Origin of the sequence: Lysinibacillus sp. G01H (assembly GCF_028872195.1) — a bacterium.
Classification (GTDB): domain Bacteria; phylum Bacillota; class Bacilli; order Bacillales_A; family Planococcaceae; genus Lysinibacillus; species Lysinibacillus capsici.
The window spans coordinates 2,621,407-2,640,494 of sequence record NZ_CP118397.1 but is presented as its reverse complement, the minus strand read 5'-3'; the positions used below and the strand labels follow the sequence as shown (position 1 = coordinate 2,640,494).

General features: G+C 31.3%; 13 protein-coding genes. 5 read left to right on the top strand and 8 right to left on the bottom strand.

Features of this window, described 5'->3' with window-relative positions:
* The first annotated feature begins 9 nt into the window (after nucleotides 1-9).
* Nucleotides 10-5,046, top strand: a complete 5,037-nt coding sequence (locus tag PSR12_RS13520) for a hypothetical protein (protein WP_274769337.1) — start codon at nucleotides 10-12, stop codon at nucleotides 5,044-5,046.
* Between the two features lie 748 nt (nucleotides 5,047-5,794).
* Entirely contained in the window at nucleotides 5,795-7,684 is a 1,890-nt protein-coding gene (locus tag PSR12_RS13515) for a hypothetical protein (RefSeq protein WP_274769335.1), read from the top strand.
* A 506-nt stretch (nucleotides 7,685-8,190) separates the two neighbouring features.
* Here PSR12_RS13515 and PSR12_RS13510 read toward each other — a convergent pair.
* Nucleotides 8,191-10,968 (bottom strand): TrlF family AAA-like ATPase, encoded by a 2,778-nt coding sequence (locus tag PSR12_RS13510; protein ID WP_274769333.1) that lies wholly within the window; start codon nucleotides 10,966-10,968, stop codon nucleotides 8,191-8,193.
* Between the two features lie 434 nt (nucleotides 10,969-11,402).
* Nucleotides 11,403-11,738 (bottom strand): YolD-like family protein, encoded by a 336-nt coding sequence (locus tag PSR12_RS13505; protein WP_274769332.1) that lies wholly within the window; start codon nucleotides 11,736-11,738, stop codon nucleotides 11,403-11,405.
* Between the two features lie 150 nt (nucleotides 11,739-11,888).
* Here PSR12_RS13505 and PSR12_RS13500 point away from each other — a divergent pair, with 150 nt between their 5' ends.
* Together PSR12_RS13500 and PSR12_RS13495 are read left to right on the top strand one after the other, a co-directional pair.
* Entirely contained in the window at nucleotides 11,889-12,236 is a 348-nt protein-coding gene (locus tag PSR12_RS13500; protein ID WP_274769330.1) for a YolD-like family protein, read from the top strand.
* Nucleotides 12,220-12,573: a YhjD family protein gene (locus PSR12_RS13495; protein WP_221680351.1), complete on the top strand. Its 354-nt coding sequence runs from the start codon at nucleotides 12,220-12,222 to the stop codon at nucleotides 12,571-12,573. Before PSR12_RS13500 ends, PSR12_RS13495 begins: the two co-directional genes overlap by 17 nt.
* 61 nt (nucleotides 12,574-12,634) lie before the next feature.
* On the opposite strand, the gene PSR12_RS13490 is transcribed toward PSR12_RS13495, so the two are convergent.
* From PSR12_RS13490 to PSR12_RS13470, 5 genes are all read right to left on the bottom strand, one after another.
* Nucleotides 12,635-13,369 carry a hypothetical protein gene (locus tag PSR12_RS13490; RefSeq protein ID WP_221680352.1) on the bottom strand — a complete coding sequence of 245 codons (735 nt, stop codon included), beginning with the start codon at nucleotides 13,367-13,369 and terminating at the stop codon, nucleotides 12,635-12,637.
* Between the two features lie 204 nt (nucleotides 13,370-13,573).
* Nucleotides 13,574-14,050: a GNAT family N-acetyltransferase gene (locus tag PSR12_RS13485; protein ID WP_274769327.1), complete on the bottom strand. Its 477-nt coding sequence runs from the start codon at nucleotides 14,048-14,050 to the stop codon at nucleotides 13,574-13,576.
* A gap of 87 nt (nucleotides 14,051-14,137) precedes the next feature.
* Complete coding sequence (locus PSR12_RS13480; protein ID WP_221680354.1) at nucleotides 14,138-14,422, bottom strand: hypothetical protein; 285 nt, start codon at nucleotides 14,420-14,422, stop codon at nucleotides 14,138-14,140.
* 364 nt (nucleotides 14,423-14,786) lie between these two features.
* Nucleotides 14,787-14,912 (bottom strand): YjcZ family sporulation protein, encoded by a 126-nt coding sequence (locus PSR12_RS13475; protein WP_081011033.1) that lies wholly within the window; start codon nucleotides 14,910-14,912, stop codon nucleotides 14,787-14,789.
* A 246-nt stretch (nucleotides 14,913-15,158) separates the two neighbouring features.
* Nucleotides 15,159-15,383, bottom strand: a complete 225-nt coding sequence (locus PSR12_RS13470; protein WP_004224247.1) for a hypothetical protein — start codon at nucleotides 15,381-15,383, stop codon at nucleotides 15,159-15,161.
* A 199-nt stretch (nucleotides 15,384-15,582) separates the two neighbouring features.
* Here PSR12_RS13470 and PSR12_RS13465 point away from each other — a divergent pair, with 199 nt between their 5' ends.
* Nucleotides 15,583-16,563, top strand: coding sequence for a DUF2268 domain-containing putative Zn-dependent protease (locus PSR12_RS13465; RefSeq protein ID WP_274769325.1), 981 nt, complete (start codon nucleotides 15,583-15,585; stop codon nucleotides 16,561-16,563).
* A 675-nt stretch (nucleotides 16,564-17,238) separates the two neighbouring features.
* On the opposite strand, the gene PSR12_RS13460 is transcribed toward PSR12_RS13465, so the two are convergent.
* Nucleotides 17,239-18,795 carry an S-layer homology domain-containing protein gene (locus tag PSR12_RS13460; RefSeq protein ID WP_221680357.1) on the bottom strand — a complete coding sequence of 519 codons (1,557 nt, stop codon included), beginning with the start codon at nucleotides 18,793-18,795 and terminating at the stop codon, nucleotides 17,239-17,241.
* Between the last annotated feature and the right edge of the window lie 293 nt (nucleotides 18,796-19,088).

Here is a 19,088-nt window from a genome sequence, read left to right as displayed (position 1 = left end):
GGATTTTTGATGAATAATTCGAAAGAACAAAGTAACCCGATTTCAACAGGTGGTGGTGGAGGTAATTTTGAAAATAAAGTTCAAGCATTGTTTTTAATATCAATGCTAAGTAAAAGTTACATGCCATTTTTACCTAATATTGAAATAAAAAAAATTAAATTACAAGGTAAGTATGATGGATATGACACGGATGACTTTATTGTTTTTGGAAAGAATCTTTTGACTCATAAAGAACAAAAAATATTAGGACAAGTAAAAAATTCTATAAGTATCAGTGCGTCAAATGATGTTTTTAAGGATGTTATACAAGCTGCTTGGAATGATTTTAATAATCAAAGTTTATTTAATAAAGATGAAGATACCATTGTATTAGTTACAGGTCCATTAAGTAATACAGATATTAAAAATACTAGAGTTATTTTAGAATGGGCAAGATGCTCAGAAAATGAAGTTGAATTTATTGATAAAGTTAATATGCCTAAGTTTAGTAGTAATGAAAAGCAAGCAAAATTGAATTCATTTAAGGCTCAATTAAAACAAGCTAATAATAATCAAGATATAGATGATAAGGAATTGTGGGAGTTTTTACGTTCTTTCCATATTATTGGATACGATTTAGATGTTGAAAATAGTCGGGATTTAAGTCTGGTAAAATCTTTTTTATCTGTATGTGGAATTGAAACTCCTAGTACTGTTTGGAACAGGGCCTTGGATTATATTAGAACCTACAATCAAAATGCTGGAACAATTACTCTTGATAAAATTCCAGATTACTTAATGGAGCCTTTTCAAAAAACCTTCACAAGATATTGGACAAGTGATTTAAGAAAATTAGAGGATCATAGTCAGTATATAATCTCTTCTATAAAAAACAATATTGGCGGATACAATGTAAGTCGCAAAAAAGATATGGATACTTTGATTGAAATGTGTAATAAACATCAATTTATTTATATTACAGGAGAAAGAGGAAGTGGAAAATCTAGCCTTTTAAAGGCTTTTATTAAAAATTTAGAAAAAAATATACCCATATATTGTTTTAGAATAGAAGATTTTAATCAATCACATCTCAATCAAGTTTTTACATCGATAGGGTTAAAAAGTTCTATTCAGGATATATCTTTATGTCTTAGTTTAATCCCTAAAAAGTATTTAATTATAGAGTCAGTTGAAAAATTACTAGAGTTAGAAAATGGACAAGCATTTGTAGATTTACTTCAATTTATTAAATCTACGGGGGATTGGACAGTTATCTGCACTGGAAGAACTTATGCCTATCAGGAAATATGTTTCAATTACTTACAACCATATCAAATGGACTTTAATTCTTTAATTATTCAAGATTTTGATAATGAACAATTAAAAGAAATTACTACTAATCTTAAAATTTTAGAACCTCTTATCAAAAATAAAAATCTCAAAGATTTAATGAGAAACCCTTTTATGTTAGACCTAGGCCATAGGTTAATGTTTTCGAACACAGAAATTAATCTCGATACGACGGAAGAAGAGTTTCAAAATTGTGTTTGGAAATATGTAATCTCTAATGAGAATGAACGAGCTAATGGTATGCCATTAAAAAGGAAAGAAGCTTTTATAAATATCGCATTACAAAGGGCTAAAGAAATGTCCTTCGGCGTTCCGATAGAAAAATATAATCCGGAAGTAATTTTTAAATTAGAAAATGATAGTTTAATCATTAGAGACAGAAAAAATGAACTAGTGAGTCCTTTACATGATGTGTTTGAGGATTGGGCTTTAACATATTTTATTGAAAGAAAATATAATGAGCATGATGAAGCGAAAAATTTTATTGAAGCAATAGGAGAAACTCCAGCTATCGGTAGAGCATTTAGAATATGGTTGCAACAAAAATTACGATTTGGAACAGATATGTCAAACTTTATTAAAAACTCACTTGTGAAATCTGATATTCCACAAAGGTGGAAAGATGAAATATTAACTGCATTACTATTATCAAATCATGCAGATATCATATTAAATAAAATAAGTACAGAATTAATGAATAATGAATGTAACTTATTAAAGAAAGTATGTTTTATTTTAAGAGTTGCTTGTATGACTCCTAGAGAAGATTCAGAGAAATCTGAGGGGATTTCTAATATACTATTTTTAAAGCCATACGGGCCAGGTTGGATGGATTTGTTTAATTTTATTTATGAGAATAGAACTCAAATATTGGATGACATATTAACAGAACTTATTCAAACATTAAAAGCGTGGGGATATATTCTACATATAGATGAGGAGCGAACAGATGCGAGGGTAGTAGGGTTGATATGTTTAGAAATACTAGAAAAAATCAAGGGTAATTATCGGTATAAAAAAGAGATATCAGAAATTATAAGTGTAATGTTACGAATACCTTATAGTATAGAGAATGAACTAACAAATTTAATAAGTGAGATAGTCAATAATCCGAATAAAAATATTTATGAGGATGAATTTTTGCAAAAAGCTCTTGTAGATATAGAGACAAGAAGTATGTGTAAGTATTTGCCGGATGAAGTGATTAAATTAGCCTATCATGCTATTTTTATCAAAGAAGAAGATAAACATTCTAGGTATCAGAGATACTATGGAAGTATAAAAGTAGATGAGTGTTTTGGAATTGAAGATTATGGAATACCTTATAAGTTTTCTCCTCCAAGTGGTTTAAAAGGACCGTTTGCAGATATTTTAAAATGGCATAGCATAAAAGGTTTAGATTTTATATTAAATTTAGTTAATACATCTGTGGAGAAGTATGTATATACAAATTTAGAGAGTCAGAATAATTATAATGATTTTATTTATTTTAAAGATGAAGTTTCAGTTCCTATAATCAAAATTGAAATTAGCGACAACTTGAAAATTCAGCAGTATTTATCTCATCGTTTATGGAATGCATATAGAGGAAAAGTAGGTATTCCATCAGTAATTAAATCAGCCTTAATGGCATTGGAAAATTGGATAATATCATATGTAAAATATGGTGAGGAAACGGATATTAGATGGATTTATGAATATGTTTTAAAGAATAGCAATTCCGTAGCAACAACGTCTATTTTAGCCGCAGTAGCAACGGGATATCCTGAAAAATGTGGTAAATTTGCTGTACCTATTTTAAAAGTTTTTGAGTTTTATTCTTTGGACTTTAGCAGGTATCATAATGAGTTCCTTATAATAAATCATCATAATAATTATTTCGATAGAAATCCACTTAAAGAGATATTTTATCTAGAAAGAAAACAATCTAATGAATTTACTTGGCGTCAAAAAAATTTGGAGGATTTATTAATAACTTTACAATTCTCAGAGCTACAAGAAGAGATATTTTTAATTATAGACAGATTTAAAAAGAGGGAAAATTTAAATGTTGATGAAAGGTTCTTTATAAACAAAGTCGATACTAGGGATCGGAAAGTAAAATTTGATGAAGAAAACAATCAAGTTATTATACCTTCTAGTGGTAAGCCTGATTTAGAAAAAAATCACATAAATAATGAAGATAAGTCTCTATTAAAATTTAGGATAGATCGTTTAATGATTTGGACAAACGATAAACTAAAAAAAGAACAAACTAGTGAAGATATATTTAAAGATTCAACAGAGTTAATAAAAGAAATAAAAGATTTAATAGAAGAAATACCATCTTCAAAGGAATCAATTACTAGCCTTTACGTATCAATTATTATTAAGGCTTGTTCTATTTGCATAACAGAGTTTTATTCAGATTTAAACCAGGAAGAATTGGAACTACTAGTGAGGATAGTATATGAATACGCTATGCGAAATATAGATAACAGTCATACAATTAATGATAAAGTGGATATGTTAGGTGAAGTATCAGCATTTCTTTCTCTAGTGAAAATATATTGGAAGATTGAGGATGAAGAAGTTAAAGAAGTTATCCGAAAAATAATTATTATAGGTCTAACTCATCCAAATAAATTAATAAGAGTTGAAGTTGCTAAGCTATTAAAAGAGCTTCAAGTGAAAGATGAAGAATTTTATAAAAAATGTTTGATTTGCATGATAGACTACTCATTTTTAAATAAAAAATATTATACATCATCAGATGAAATATATATTGCTGCATTACATGATTTACGCGAAAGTGCTCTTTTAGCAAAAGGGGATATAACAGAAAAGTTAGATAGCATAGTAATAGATTCATATGATATAGATGAAATCTTGAATATGATTTATGCAATTGATGGCAATTTAAAATCATTTATTTCCATTAATTTTCTTGTAAAATCATTTGATTTATTAATAACTATAGAAAATAAAAATTATGGATTTAGACATCGAGAGAAATTGAGATTAGATATTGATACGAAGTATGATTATTTAAAAAGACTAGCTGAAATTATATCTATAAACACACAGGAGAAGAATATTGGAATACTTAAAGATTTATTTATTGAAAGCTGTAAAAAAGCGCCGGAGTTAATGAATAGTTTGTTTACAAATTTAGAGTACGTCTGTGAGGAAAATAACATATTAGAAATTTATTGGTCTATATGGAGATTAGTTTCTGCAACAGTACAAGACATCGCGTGTTCAATAGATGGTGATGATATTTATAATGATAAAATAAGGGATTATAAGAAATTAATTAGAGGAATGCTACATGCAGACACTCCTTGGCAAAAACTAGATTATGAAAACATGAATATATTAAAAGGAAAAAAGGATATTTTATCATTTGTTGAGCAAGCAGGTGGAAATTTAGATGTTTATGAGAGTCTAAGTTCATTAATTTATCATTTTCCAGATGAATTTTTTGAAGAGGGGATATTAATACTTTCGAGTATTTTAAAAACAAAGGGTTCTATATTGTCCAGTAATACAGTGTTTTATTTAGAAATGGCTTTCCAAAAATATTTAGTGAAAAATAGTAATATGCTTATTTCTAAAGATGTATTTAAAAATTACTTATTTTTGTTAGATAAACTAGTTTTAAAAGGTTCATGTAGAAGCTATTATGTAAGAGAATATTTAATTAAAAGCAAAAAAATAAGACAGGCTTACAACTAAATATATACAAATATAGATTTGAAATAAGTCACGACGTGTATAAAAAAGTTTGACTAAAAATCCTGAGTTGATATGCAGGATTTTTTCTTGTTCGACAAACGGGCGATTTAATGGAACAACACCTTTAAAAAAATGTTAAATTTTAGGTGAGATTGTGCATTGTAAAGTTTTGTCGAATAAACATGACTTGAAAGTCATGAGTATGATTTTAAAGGAGAGCACTTAATTGGAAATTTCATATATATGGTTTCGTAATTTTAAAAATATATTTCGATTGTTATAGAAAAAAATGAGTTGATTACGTCATCAGAATTAGAAAGAAATCTAAATACTCAATTCATCTAATAAAGCATTAATAGAGACGGAGTTCGGAAAAATATGGATTTGCAACTGTAAAAATAGGCTCATTTTTATACTTAATGAGATTATTTAGATATTTATGTTAATATTGCTATATAGAGTGTAAAGAAATGCACTTAAACTATCGGCGGTATAGTTCAATAAGCAGATAACCGATACAAATGGAAAATTAACTTATAATTGAAGCTTCTATACGTTTCGAATGTATAATGGGCAGATTAATTGAGCCAGATTGTTGAAGAACCTAATATCTTTGGATTGTGAAAATGACCATCATCGCAATCTTATAGGCTCGATTAACATTGAGCAAACAAGGATTTGTTGCTAATAAAGTGAGGTTTTTGTTAAAGATATAGTTATAAGAAATAAAACCTAATGGGAGTCAGCTATGGAGAATAAATCATTTATAGTTACTATTCCAACTCTTGGAATAGTAACTATCAACTTTTATGGAATTTCATTAGAAGTAATAAATTTATTTGAAAAAACAAACGAGTTTGAACGTCAAAAAGAAATTAAACATCTAGGCTTAATTGCTAAAGTATTTGAAGGATCATCTCACTCTAGGTATGATTATGTGATGCTACAATGCGCACTTGTGGATTTAGTTGATAATCTACATAAGGGTTCTCCTAATTTAAGTCTAGGCAATCTTAAAGTAGATGGTGAAGGTATACCAGGCAACTCAATAATGAAATCTTGGTTTCTCCTTTCAAACTTTGGGCATACAAAATTCACCTTTGGTGATGAAAAAGCAATAATACTATATGCTATAAAAACAAAAGGTTTTAAATCCCAGTTACTTAGACCAATTCAAGACAGTGAACTAAAATCTTGGTGTGACAAAGTAATTATGGACTATAATTACTCTAAAATGCACTATGTTTTAGCAATAAGAAGGATATATAAAGAGACAGCACGGAATATAAAAACAAGGGAAAAATTGATTAAATTAATAAAATTATTATTGTTAGATAAAGGCCAACTCGATTTTAGAGTGAATGAAGAAAAACTTGAACAGTTGAAAAGACTTTTTAATGTAATAAGAAAATTATCTATTATTTCTATTGATGGTCATTATTCTCATATTCCTGTTACCATAGATTTAATAGCATCTATTATATCATTGGGATCAATAGAAAATACATATAATAATAAAAGTTTAATTGAACAGTTACAGCCGATAATTTCACTGCTCCATGATGAAATTTACTTGAATAAAAGGGTTTTAGAACTACAAAGAAATTATGAAATTGAATCTCAAAATTTGCTTAGTGCTTATAAAAAGGAAGGTGTTGATACACTTATTGAGTTGGCACTTACTAAAGGTTTGCATAGCAATCTCAAAAACCATTTAAAACATTTCGCTAGATTAAAGCTAAAAGATACTGTTCAAAATGAAATTGATTTCAAATCGGATTTAAATGAATTAGCCAAGGTAAGGACAGGATGTAGGGATACTGAATTTAGTATTGATTATAATCCTGTAAGTGGCCTAAGATTTATTGACTTCTTTTTATGTATGGATAAGTTTTCACACGAACAATTGACCCCATTCATTTTTAATATGTGTAATTATATCGATGGGCTAACTCGTATTCTAGAGAAAAATGCTAATTTAGATGTTGATAGAGTATTAGATAATGTTGTGTTACTTGGGGAAGAGAACGAGTTTGATAAAGAAAAATTAATTGAAATACTTATCAAATCAAGAAGATTAACTTTTCCAGAATTAAATCGTAGGTTTATGGCTGATATTATTCCATTATATAAAGAATTACTATGGAGTATTTTAAGACACTTTATTAAAGATCAATATAGTTGGGATGTTAATATACAAACAAGGAAATATCCACAGTTTATTTTCAATGTAAACGGAAAAAGTAATGGATTAAAACGTATTTTTGATTTTGCAATAGAAAATGAACCAGACAGTGATCGAGCTTTCGAAATATTGCAGCTGAAAAAATCAGCAACTCGTTCTTTTGAAGGTTTTATTCTTGCAAGCATGGCAAGAATTACAATTTATGATATCACTAAATCGCCCAATGAGAGAATAGTGACTGATATTGATTCTGTACTAATGAAGGTTAATAAAAATAAATTAATAGTAGAATTCCATGAATCTAAAAACACTAAAAGGACCCCAGAAAATAATGCAAAGAGAGATTTAAGAAATAAATTTATAAAAGTACTCAACGATAATGCTAAAGGGTATAGGATTAATGAAGTAAAAGGAATGGGTGCAAAACTTGTAGTTTCATTTAAAACTCCATAATATATTTATTTTACATATCGGACCTGCTGGTATTTTAGATTGGAAATTTATAATGAGCTTAGCTTATAGCACAAAAACAAACGGTGGTTAATCCTCGAACGATTAATTACATTTGAATAATTGAGCAAGTGTGCAAAAATAGCCATATCATACTTTAAGCTGTATTGAACATCAGAAATTTTTTAAGTCAAGGAGCTAGCTTCTGATGTTATAGTAAGTTATTCATTCTTCAACAATCAGGCGCTTTAATGGAGCGAGGATCACAAAAATTATCAAACTTTTTTATAAAAGGATAATTCAATTGAATTTAGAAAAAGCATATTTTGATTAATCTTTTTTTCAAAACATGCTTTTTCTTTTTGTCCGTTTATCAATATTATAAGTTGATTTTATCAAACTTTATTTCAAAGCAACACCAAGTCCTTGGCGGGTTACACTAAGCCACGCCCGGTTATTGCTGGATTTCCCGTCTTAACGATTGATAATTTGACTCGTTCAACTAAAAATTATTTCATCATTATGTATCTAAATCCGTATTTCAATTCTCGTAAGGCAAATGCTTCTGGTCCACCCTCTAGTATGTCACATGCATGATTTCTTATTCCTCGAGCATATAACTTGTCATTACCTTCGATTGTAAAACTACATTCTAATGAACCAGTTAAATATTCAAATCTATATGCTTCGTTTTCTAGTATCGCTGGATCTTGACTAGCTACGACTACATTTTCAGAATCAGTTAGAACTACCAGATTTGCATTATGTGTAACAATGATAATTTGCCTTTCCTTACTCTTTTCTCTAACAAAATTTACAAGGTCAGTAGAAATGGTTCTATTGTCAAGGTTATCCTCAGGCTGATCTATAAGAATCGGATGCTTCTCATCACTTATACTCAGGAATAACTCTAACAATACTAAACCTCTCTTACCTGGTGACATTACACTAATTGTGTCATGATCTTTTTCTATATCTAAAATCACTTTTGTATAAATTCTAAATGCATCTTCAATAACTCTAGATAAGTCAAAGTTCTGCTTGAATCTATCAGCAGGCAACTGTAGTATAGTGTTTAAAATTTCTTCAATTTTAGAAGTATAATTTTCTTCATCAAATATGAAATTTCTTTCTCCATCTATAATTCCTGCTGGAATAGATAAACTAAGTGATTTTCTTAAATTAAAATTCCCAATAAAAATATCTTGGAAATCTTTTTGATTAAATGATAGATTAGCTCTTACCTTTAAAGATCCTACCTCTTTATTAGATAATATTCCTATAAATTCTTTTTGATTTTCAAAAACTTCCTGTAACTTATCTAGCAAACTCTTTTTAAGATTAGTTATATTTGTTTGGAGTTGTATTTCTTCGGCTTTTAACTCATTTAACTCTAAAATATTCTTTTCATTTAGTTCAATTTTTGCTCTAAGTTCGCTAATTTTAATTTCCTTTGAATATTTACTTTCGATTACTTTAATTTGTTGAGTAATTTCTGTTAAAGTGGATTTATTTTTTAAGTCATCGGTAGCAATTATTTCTATTTTATCTTTTAATTCAGTCACCATTGCTTGGATTAACTCATTAATTTTTAACTTATAGTTTGATAATAATAATCTCGACTCTTCATTATTTAGAGTTAGTGTATCAAAATTATCCTTGATTATACTTTCAATTGAATAAATCATAGAATAAATATTTTTAAAGTCTGTTAATGAGTTTCCTACTTCTTCATTTTGACCTTGAAGTAAAGCGGCTTGAGTATTAAGTTGATGATGTGATGATTCATCTTCAGGAGTCATTTTAGAATCTTCAAGCTCTTTTTGAAGTTCTATTGATAACATATCTTTCTCTTCAAGATAAGTCTCTAAATTTTGATATTTTCTTATTTTTAAAATCAAGTCATTATATAGCTTTAACTCTACCGCAAGTTTATAGCTAGTATTATTTATAAACTCCTTAAAACTCGCTTCAAGCTCTGAAGACTTTTTCATTTTATCATTGATAACCGAATCGCTTTTCAAAATGTCCCAAATTTTTTCTTGTAAAACTTCATTTTTAGTATCTTCAGATAATGAATTTATATATAGCTGTGGAATGTAAGTAATATTACCATTATGAGTACTAGTTTTTGAATTAGCAATATTACCGTTTTTCCAATGCACTTCAAATTCAATTTGATCAATATAACTACCCTTATAGTTATTAGTCCATATTTCATCTTTAGTTCTTAAATCTACTTCTTCTGGAGATACCGTAGCTGCTATTTTGTAAAGTAATAAAGATTTACCTGAAGATTTCCCCCCAATAATAGTATTTAGACCTGAGTTGAAATGTATATCATAAGTTTGGAAATCGCCTTTTGTATCTTTAAAAAGTACTTTATCAATCACATTATATGTCATCTTTAGCTCTGGATAATCTTTTTGAATTCTAACCCTTCTTTCAGGCTCTGTAAGAATTTGTAATAGTCCGTCGAAAGTTGGATCCGCCTTAATCCATGTATATCTTTCTCCATCTGGTTTAAAAAGTGAATCCAGATTATGAGCATCACTTCCATGTATACATGGCTTAGGACATCTTAAATCTGTATTCTCTTCTAAAAAAAACTCTCTATCCTTGGGTCTACTACTAAATATAATTTGTGATTTCTGATAAATATTCTGCTTAACTCCCCTAAATTGATTATCTCTAATCCCAGATGCTCCATCAGTTTCCTTATTAGCAACTGCTGTAACATACTTTCCCTTGAATATTTGTTGTTGATCTACTTCTAATATTTTATTAATTTGATTTACATTTGCTTTAAATTGTTTAATCCCTTCTAATAATGCTGCCTTGTCACTACTAGTACTTCCAAAACTCTTGCCAAGGTCAATTAAATCTCCTTCAGTAGCGCTATAAGTTCTATTTCCATACTCGAAAGTTAACTTAGATAAAAAGTGCGACTCAATATAACTATCTATTTCTGGAGAAAAAATGACATGATAGTTAATGCCACGCTCTCTTTCCGTAGAATCTTGAAGACGTAATTCAATATTTGGAAGGATAAGTTGAATATTTCCTAATCTATTCTGATTTTGTTTATAATTTTTAACTTTGAAATAATTTTCAACACTTAAATAATCTGTTATCCCTATTACTGAGACGTCGCTTTGTTCAACTGCTTGTAAATAAGGTTCCCATCCCCCTTTAAAACCATCATTAAGTCTTGTTTCAGGGGTATGTATATGTAAGTCCCATTTTCTCCATAGAGAACCTTTTGTATTTAAAAAAGTACTAACCATGAAATCACTCCTTTTTAATTAACATTATATAACATAAAACAGGAGGATTTTCATATAATTTATTAATCAACAGTACAATTCTCAATAATTCATTCCTCTAAAGACCTTGAATTTGAGCAAGTAATAATAAACGCATAAGATTATGAATTGACTAGAGAGGGTATAATAATTTTATATTTCGTAGCAATCTCTAGAGCAGAAGATAGGTTATTAATTATTGCTCAAAATGAATTTATGGATAGATATAATAGGTATATTCACAATGTTATTGCAAAAACGAAGCATTTAGGAATCAAGGTTAAGATTGAAAAAGTAATAAAATAATTGAATAATTGTTGTATATTTATCCCAAAGAAAAACTAAGGCATTTTTTATATAGGAGTAGCATTTTGATATTCAAACCTTCTTTACCACCAACCATAGAATTACACAAACTAGTGTATAATTTCAACATCAACAATATCTAATAAATTTATTTTTAAAGTACTGTTGTCCTCGTAAACAATACAAGTTTTTCTGTAAAGATAGTCAATTTCCTTTAGGATCCCTTTAATTACATGAATCCTGTTATTAGAAAAGTATTTAATTTTTATTTTGGAATTATTTTCCAGCGCTGATTGGAAGGTCAAATTCATTTCCTCAAGTTGGTGTTCATCAACTTGAGGTTTTTTAATATCGTTTTGTTCTTCCAAATCTTTTTTTAACAGGCTTACATGCTCAGATAACATTAGAGACATATTCCATTTTTTAATTCCACGATCTTTTAACATTGGATTTCCCTCCAGTAATTGTAATGGAACGAACGTTTGTTCTGTGTTATTATAATCGAAAAGGGTTAACTTTACTATCGATAAAATGTATTTGGTAAACATTACATTATCCTTAACTATATATAAACAAAGAATGAGGTGTAATAAATAGTGGGAAATACAAAAATATGTCTTGATAAAAATATGAAATGGACAGCGATGATGCTACCAGAGCATTTAATGCTTTTGAAGGCATGGAAACAAGAGGTGTTGACAGAGTTGCCTCGGGAACATGCTGAATGGGAGCTTGAAGAATTACAGCAAATAATCACACAAGCATTCACACAGCATAACTATATTATGTTGACTATATGGGAACATGGTAACTATGTGCAATGGGGAGGTACCATTCAAGCGATGAACGAGGACCAGCTGCTACTAGAAACCATTACCACAACGAAGCACATCCCATTAAGATACATTTATGCTGCTCGTATAGAAGATGATGGATGTGATTAATGGAGAGCAACGACGATTATTACATCAATTTTTGCTGCTTGATTTAGCTGTGAAATCCTTGCAGCACGATCTAACAGTGGCGGAGCATTTTAAGATGAAGCGTGTATTTTTACCTGCTATGGATGCTTTATTAAAGCAGCTACACAATGATTATTTTCAATTAAAACGTCAGCTCGCTCAACAAAAAATACGATTAGTTGGCTGGCATCGAATTGATGATTACTTTAGTGATGTGCAGGTGGCTACCGCAGGCAATGATGAGGTACTACGCTATGCCAATCAAGCGTTAAAAACCCAAGTCGAAGAGCTAATGAATAAACATTTACACAATGCCTAGGCTTACGTCTACGACGAAAAAGCCAAAAGCTGATGACAGGAGTGGTCAGCTTTTGGCGGCTTTATTTCTCGATAGGTTTCACATCAATTTGCTCAACAAGAAATTCATTGTTAGTACGATTAAATTGATAGGTAATACGAACATCGGCTACATAAATAGGTGAGATGCCAATCGATCCAGGGATGTTTAACATTATTTTTTGATTTTCTACTGTATAAATGACCACACCACCGAAAGCAAGTTGCGCTTGATTGATATCTGGTGCTGGATCAAAGTCATAATCAAATGTAGATTCTTTTCCCTGTGCTTTCATAGTAATCGCTAATGTGCCATCATCTTTTTTAGTAATCGTTGATTCAATAGTATGTGCAACGATGTCTTCATAATGTTGGACATTCATCTCCGATAAATCCTTTCCATTTACAACATGGATCTCATAGTGATTGAGGCCTGTCCCTCGTCCAGTTTGGATAATCATAACAGCCTCTTCCTTATGATCATTCGTCAGATCTGTATAGAATAACTGAGGTTTAGTTCCTGTCTCAGGAATTGTCCAGTCAAAATTTTTTCGCTTACCATCAATATCTAAAGTTACCTCTGTAATTTCATTTTGTGCTTCATTCTGTGCAAATAATTTCACCTTCTCATCATCGGAAACGGCAATCAATGGAGCCTGTATATCCAGCTGTGATGAGACCTGTTCAGCAGGGGGGATTACTGTCTCGTTTGGAGCAGTAACACTACATCCAGCTAGTAGAGAAATTCCTAATAACCATAGCCACATCTCTTTTTTCAATGTCTAGAGCCACCTTTTCTATAGCTTATTGACTTTATTATACTGTACAAAAATGACCCATAGCAGTTGAATTCGTGAAGGAAAAGCTTATATGCCAGGGAGTGGAGGTGTAACAATGAAATTCTTAGAGATGGTAGGGGAAAATAGAATTCCGTTGTTTGTAAGGCGTCTCTCATTTTGAAAAGCAAATGAGTGACAATTTCTTTACAGCGGCAAATTCATAACGATCTGCTCACCAATAGGTCCCAATCTTCTTTCTCCATGATCCACAAAGCCTACTTTGATATATAAATTCTGTGCAGCTATATTTTTATGATTGACGACTAACACTACTTCATTACATTCTTTAAATTCCTGCTTCACAAAATCCGCAAGTGCAAACATAGCCTTTTTAGCATAGCCCCTACCTTGCTGCAGATGGTCAATGGACAGGGCAGTTAGTAACATTGCCTGAGGATTACTAGAATATTGTTGGACTCTGTCCGTTGCATGAAGAACAAAAAAGCCGACAGGTACGCCACCACTTAAAATCACAATTGGATACTGTCCGACCTTCTCGATTGAAATCTCTTGAGGAAGTGCTGTAAATTGGTGTTGTTCTTCAGGTAATTCAAAACGATTTAACTGCTCTACATAGCTTTCAGAGAAATGTACTAACTCAATATTCGTTGTTTCTTGCATAAAAAAGCCTCCTTTTCTAATAGTTTAACCATAGAACAAACGTTCGTCAAGGAGGCTTGTATTAAAATAATGTGGGGGTAGGTCATTTTAACTTAAAAGGGTACCAAAAAGTAAAATAAAAGAAATACTAATCATCACAATAAGTGTAATGACCATTGTTAAAATTCCTCGAAGCAAGGTCGTTAAATTTTTAACATTTTTCATACCGACCAGGCTTAGGTAGAAACAGACAATAGACAAGAGTAGTGTCAACAGTAGTGGATGGAAATGAAGATATGTGTCAAAGAAGTCTTTCATTGAACCTGATAGAAAAAATAATAGAATACAGCCCAAAGATAAGATAAATGACCAGAGATTTAAATTAATTCCCATTGTTTTCCTCCTTCCTATAAAAACGAATTTGTTGTAGGAATGTTCCGATGATTCCGCTTGATAGGGAAAAGGAGAAACTAAATGTGTAGTTGCTACAACAGGGTCACTCGGACGAAAGTGACCCCAAGTATCAAAAGGAGTGTAAAGTAAAGTTGAAAGAACCTTACACTACTATTATTATGTGAAGCTAGCGGTTTAAGATAGTTATCTATCTAAATTACTAGCTTTTAATTGTGAGTAAAAATAAATGAGCTAGAAAAAAACGAAAAGGAAGGAGATTAGACAGAATAGCTGTGGTAGCGATTCATTGTAAAAAGGCTTTAGCTTCTGTAATGGAACAGAGGCTAAAGCCTGAGACGATCAATTAACACATGAAGCTAGCACCAACGATAATAAGAAGGATGAATAGTACAACAATAAGCACGAATGTAGAGCTATTGCCGCTTCCATTGTCCCCGCCACAGTAACTATTGAAATTACAGTAACTCATGAAACACACCTCCTTTCTTTCTTTTAAAGTATGTATTGGACAAAAGGGGGGGTTAGCGAGTAGAGAAAAAATGAGTTGTCCCTTCATTCGGGAATAAAGCGGTGAAAGCTTTACTTTATTATTATGATGGAATAGTAGCTTGAGTTAGTTGTTAGCCTGTATAGCATCAAGAATAATGAAACAAATTTTACTAATTGTTTTGGTATTCAACACGATGTAAAAAAACATCCGTTCTAGGATGTTTTTTTAGTATAACGGCTGCTGCGTATGACAAGGGGGGAAGCCGTTCACATCATGAATCATATGAAGGTCGTATTGCTTTAAGGCAAATTGACTTTGATACAAATATTCAAGAACAAGCAGTTTTCCTCCCGATACGCCACAGAGGACACCAGAAGTTCCTTGACCATTTGTAAAAGAAACACCAACAGGCTGACCGATTAAATACGGAATTTTATGTTGCCAAGGCACAATAGCCACTCCTTTCACTATAATATATGAAAAGAGTGGCTAGAGGTTCTTACCTTCACAAAATCGTACACTCTGTTTGTGGAGATGCTAACTAAATACTGACAAATCGATCATTCTTTCATTACTATTTATATGGTAATATAATCTATAAATGGGGTTATAAAGAATTGCTAGTTATTAACGATCGGGAGGAGAATGGATGAAATTTAAAAAGGGAATCACCTTTATTCTAGGCTTCTTACTACTCATGCTTACTGCCTGTACACCAACAGAAAAAAGTGAGAGCCAACTTCATGAGAAAAAGCAAATAACAGATGATGAAGAGATGGTGTTCTCATTTGAGCACCCTCAAACCAAACAAAACTACAAAATCATTCATGCCAATCAACTGTTTTATCCATATATGGAAAAGGTCAAAGAGAATCCGAATCTTTCAAGCTCGGAAACTCTGGAACTGTATAATAAGGAGGTTATTCAACCGATCTACAAGGATTGTTTTGAAAATGGGGAATATTATCATATGGCAGAAAACCTGCTTAATACGGTTCCTAGCAGGCTAACAGAAATACAAATGGTGAGTGAAAAAATGGAGACGCATAAAGCAGAAATCAATCAACTTATTCAAGAATCGCTATTGAAATCCGCAGACCTGTTACCCTCTCAAAGCGATGTAGCCGTTTGTGTATTCCCTTCCGCAACCAATAATAGAATACCCTTCGCAGTTGGAACGGGCAAAATAATCCTCCCGCTTTATCTAAATGTTTTGGATGATGGTATAAAGTCAACTGTTGCCCACGAATACCATCACAGCGTTTGGGCGGAAAAATATTTTAATAAAGATGTCGGAGCTTCGGTATTGGATAGTATCGTCTTTGAAGGAAAAGCGGTCATGTTTGAAAAAAATGTTTATCCTGACTACGGCTATACAGCAAAGAATGTAATTTACAACAAGGAATTATGGTCTAAAGTAGAACCTGATTTACATAAGTACGACAGTAATCGTACCTCAGACATCTTATATGGGGGAAAAGGGTTACCGAAAAATTATGGTTACAGTGAAGGCTATAAGATGGTTAAATCCTATCTTGACTTGCATCCTGATCAAACACCAGAGGATTGGACAGCCTTAAGTGCACAAGAAATTTTCGAACAAGGAAAATACTTGGAACACTATCAATAACTATTTTGAAGACACTTATTTGTGAGGGTTCAAAATTAAAGACAGAGCACTTTTACTGATTACAATATGAACTCGTAAAACATCAACGTAATAATGATAGGACTTTCTCAATCGAAAAACGACAAACAATAAGTCACGACGGTTTTAAATCGCAGTGGCTTATGTAATGAGGAGAACCTTCCCAAGAATAATGCAACGGCTTATTAATGAATTAAATCTTGGGGAAATTTCCAACTAAACAGAGTATGTAAAAAGGGATAGCATTGTACAAAAACATCTTGGGGGCGATGTTAAAGGTGCTATCCCGACATTAATGTATGTGAAAGAACTTAAGAACATTACCACTGTAAGTAAATTGAAAAGTAATTGAAATAAGGGTGTAAAGCTTTTATTATAGGTATCATCTAAGGCATCATGGATAAATAACAGGTGGTTTTTCCTTGTGTGCTATGGTTGAATTTATGTTTTCATTCTAATAGAAAATTTTTGGCACATAATTTAAGTCTTTCAATTAAACCATATTATGTAAATTGTTGGCGTAAGACCACCTTATTATAGCTACCCAATCTACGAGTCATATTATCCGATTTGGGACAATGAATAAACTGTAATCGAAGAAGCCATCTGGTGTTGAAAAAATAACAACACCAGATGGCTTCTTTATTTATAAGAATATTAATAATTTTTAATCTCTTCGAAAGTCCCGAACGTTGCATCCCGTAGATTAATTGTACCATATATATTTTTCTTCCCATCAATCACTAGCACCTTTGGATGCATGTATTGTCTTGGAATACTTGATTTTTGTCCGTCCGTTTTATGGAATGCTAAAATTTGTTGCAATGTCACATCATCGGTATACGTAAATCCACTGAAATCATCATTATAGGTATGAAAAGGTACAGGTCGAATGATAGGTAAATAATAGAATGTACGATCTTTTAATACTTTTCCTTCAAATAAAACGTCTCCATCATTTGTTACTGTGTAACGCTTATCACCGATATGATTCATGGCATCTGTATCAAATACCATGACACCTTGATAGTCGAAATAATATCGGTAATGCACCGTCCTTGGTGTTCTTATAATTTCTTCATTATCAATAGATAATACATTTCCATTAATTGTATGCTCTATTATGCCAGAATCACTGTTTATGAAATACATAGATACACCTTGTTGATCGATATATCCTGCTTCTGATCCATATTCTCTTCCTGTATCTAATAATTTGTAATGCGCATCTGTAAAACTATGCATTAAGAAAAGATTCATATTAATATATCCATGTTGACCTGGAATGTATTTATTTACAATGGAGAAAGCATTTGATTGCATAAATTGATTTCTTAGCTGTAATCGTGATTCGTGAGGGCGACCAAAAAGGCTAGTCCCTTCAATTAGCACTTCTTCGTCGATGGCAAAGTTACCATCATAGCGTGCATAAATATGAAGAAGAGAATTAGAAAAGGATACTTGTAAATGGGATTTATTGACCGTTGTTACATTTGAAATTTTTTGAAATCCTAGCTCTTCAGCTGTTTTTTCAAAATGAATAACATGGTGATTGCGCTCAATTAATTTGATTGTTCTTGATAAAAAAGAAGCAAACTGCACACGTGTCACACTGTTTTTGGGATTGAAAGTATCTACATTGGAAATGCCTAAAGCATTAAGTGCCTCTATATAGGGTCTAGCTTCTTTATTTGCTTTCTGTATATCCACTACATGACTTTGCAAATCATAGGCGTAGTCAATCAATGAATATTTACGGGCTAATACCATAAGTCGGTTTAAAGTTAGTGCCATTTGTTCTCGTGTCATGTGATGATATGGATTTAGACGTCCATTTTCTCCCTTAAAGATGCCATTATCGTAAAGTAAAGTTGAATACTTTAGCAATTCACGATCCTTCACACGAAGGGGCATATCCATAAAACGATCCATTTCCTCCCAATTTTTATCAACCTTCGCTATGCCAGTCTGTTCGATATAGCGTCCCATCATGATGACAACTTGACCACGAGTAATTGTAGAGTTTGGGGAAAAAGTTGTCGGTGTTGTCCCCTTAATAATATTTCTTTTTGTTAAATCCTGTACTTCTTGTTGCATTTGATTCGGCAGTTTTTTTATATCATCAAAGCCACTTGCAGAGACAGAAATGTGATTCATTAAAAAAACGAAACAGAATAAAACGAACATTATTGTATAAATAAGCTTTCTTTTCATCTTTCACCTGCTTTAACCAATATCCACAAAATGATAGCATGTTTAAACAGATAAATTCTATTGGTAATGAATAACAAATATAAAGTGACCTAGAGCTAACTAGATTTATAGATGCTACTGCAACTACTTTAGGTTCTCTTCACAATAATTATCATATGACAATCATAAAAGAGGCAGTGGCAAGTTCAAGTGATAAAAAGAGATTAATAGCATTAAATACGTTAAGATCAAATAAGTTGAAAGTTATTCATTCTTTTCAGTTATTAGCGATAATTTTGAAAGGCAGGAATTCC

What these genes read in the sequence shown, in the direction of transcription:
- PSR12_RS13520 (WP_274769337.1), top strand. Translation starts at nt 10, where the DNA reads ATGAATAATTCGAAAGAACAAAGTAACCCGATTTCAACAGGTGGTGGT.
- PSR12_RS13515 (WP_274769335.1), top strand. Translation starts at nt 5,795, where the DNA reads ATGGAGAATAAATCATTTATAGTTACTATTCCAACTCTTGGAATAGTA.
- PSR12_RS13510 (WP_274769333.1), bottom strand. Translation starts at nt 10,968, where the DNA reads ATGGTTAGTACTTTTTTAAATACAAAAGGTTCTCTATGGAGAAAATGG.
- PSR12_RS13505 (WP_274769332.1), bottom strand. Translation starts at nt 11,738, where the DNA reads ATGTTAAAAGATCGTGGAATTAAAAAATGGAATATGTCTCTAATGTTA.
- PSR12_RS13495 (WP_221680351.1), top strand. Translation starts at nt 12,220, where the DNA reads ATGATGGATGTGATTAATGGAGAGCAACGACGATTATTACATCAATTT.
- PSR12_RS13485 (WP_274769327.1), bottom strand. Translation starts at nt 14,050, where the DNA reads ATGCAAGAAACAACGAATATTGAGTTAGTACATTTCTCTGAAAGCTAT.
- PSR12_RS13480 (WP_221680354.1), bottom strand. Translation starts at nt 14,422, where the DNA reads ATGGGAATTAATTTAAATCTCTGGTCATTTATCTTATCTTTGGGCTGT.
- PSR12_RS13475 (WP_081011033.1), bottom strand. Translation starts at nt 14,912, where the DNA reads ATGAGTTACTGTAATTTCAATAGTTACTGTGGCGGGGACAATGGAAGC.
- PSR12_RS13465 (WP_274769325.1), top strand. Translation starts at nt 15,583, where the DNA reads ATGAAATTTAAAAAGGGAATCACCTTTATTCTAGGCTTCTTACTACTC.
- PSR12_RS13460 (WP_221680357.1), bottom strand. Translation starts at nt 18,795, where the DNA reads ATGAAAAGAAAGCTTATTTATACAATAATGTTCGTTTTATTCTGTTTC.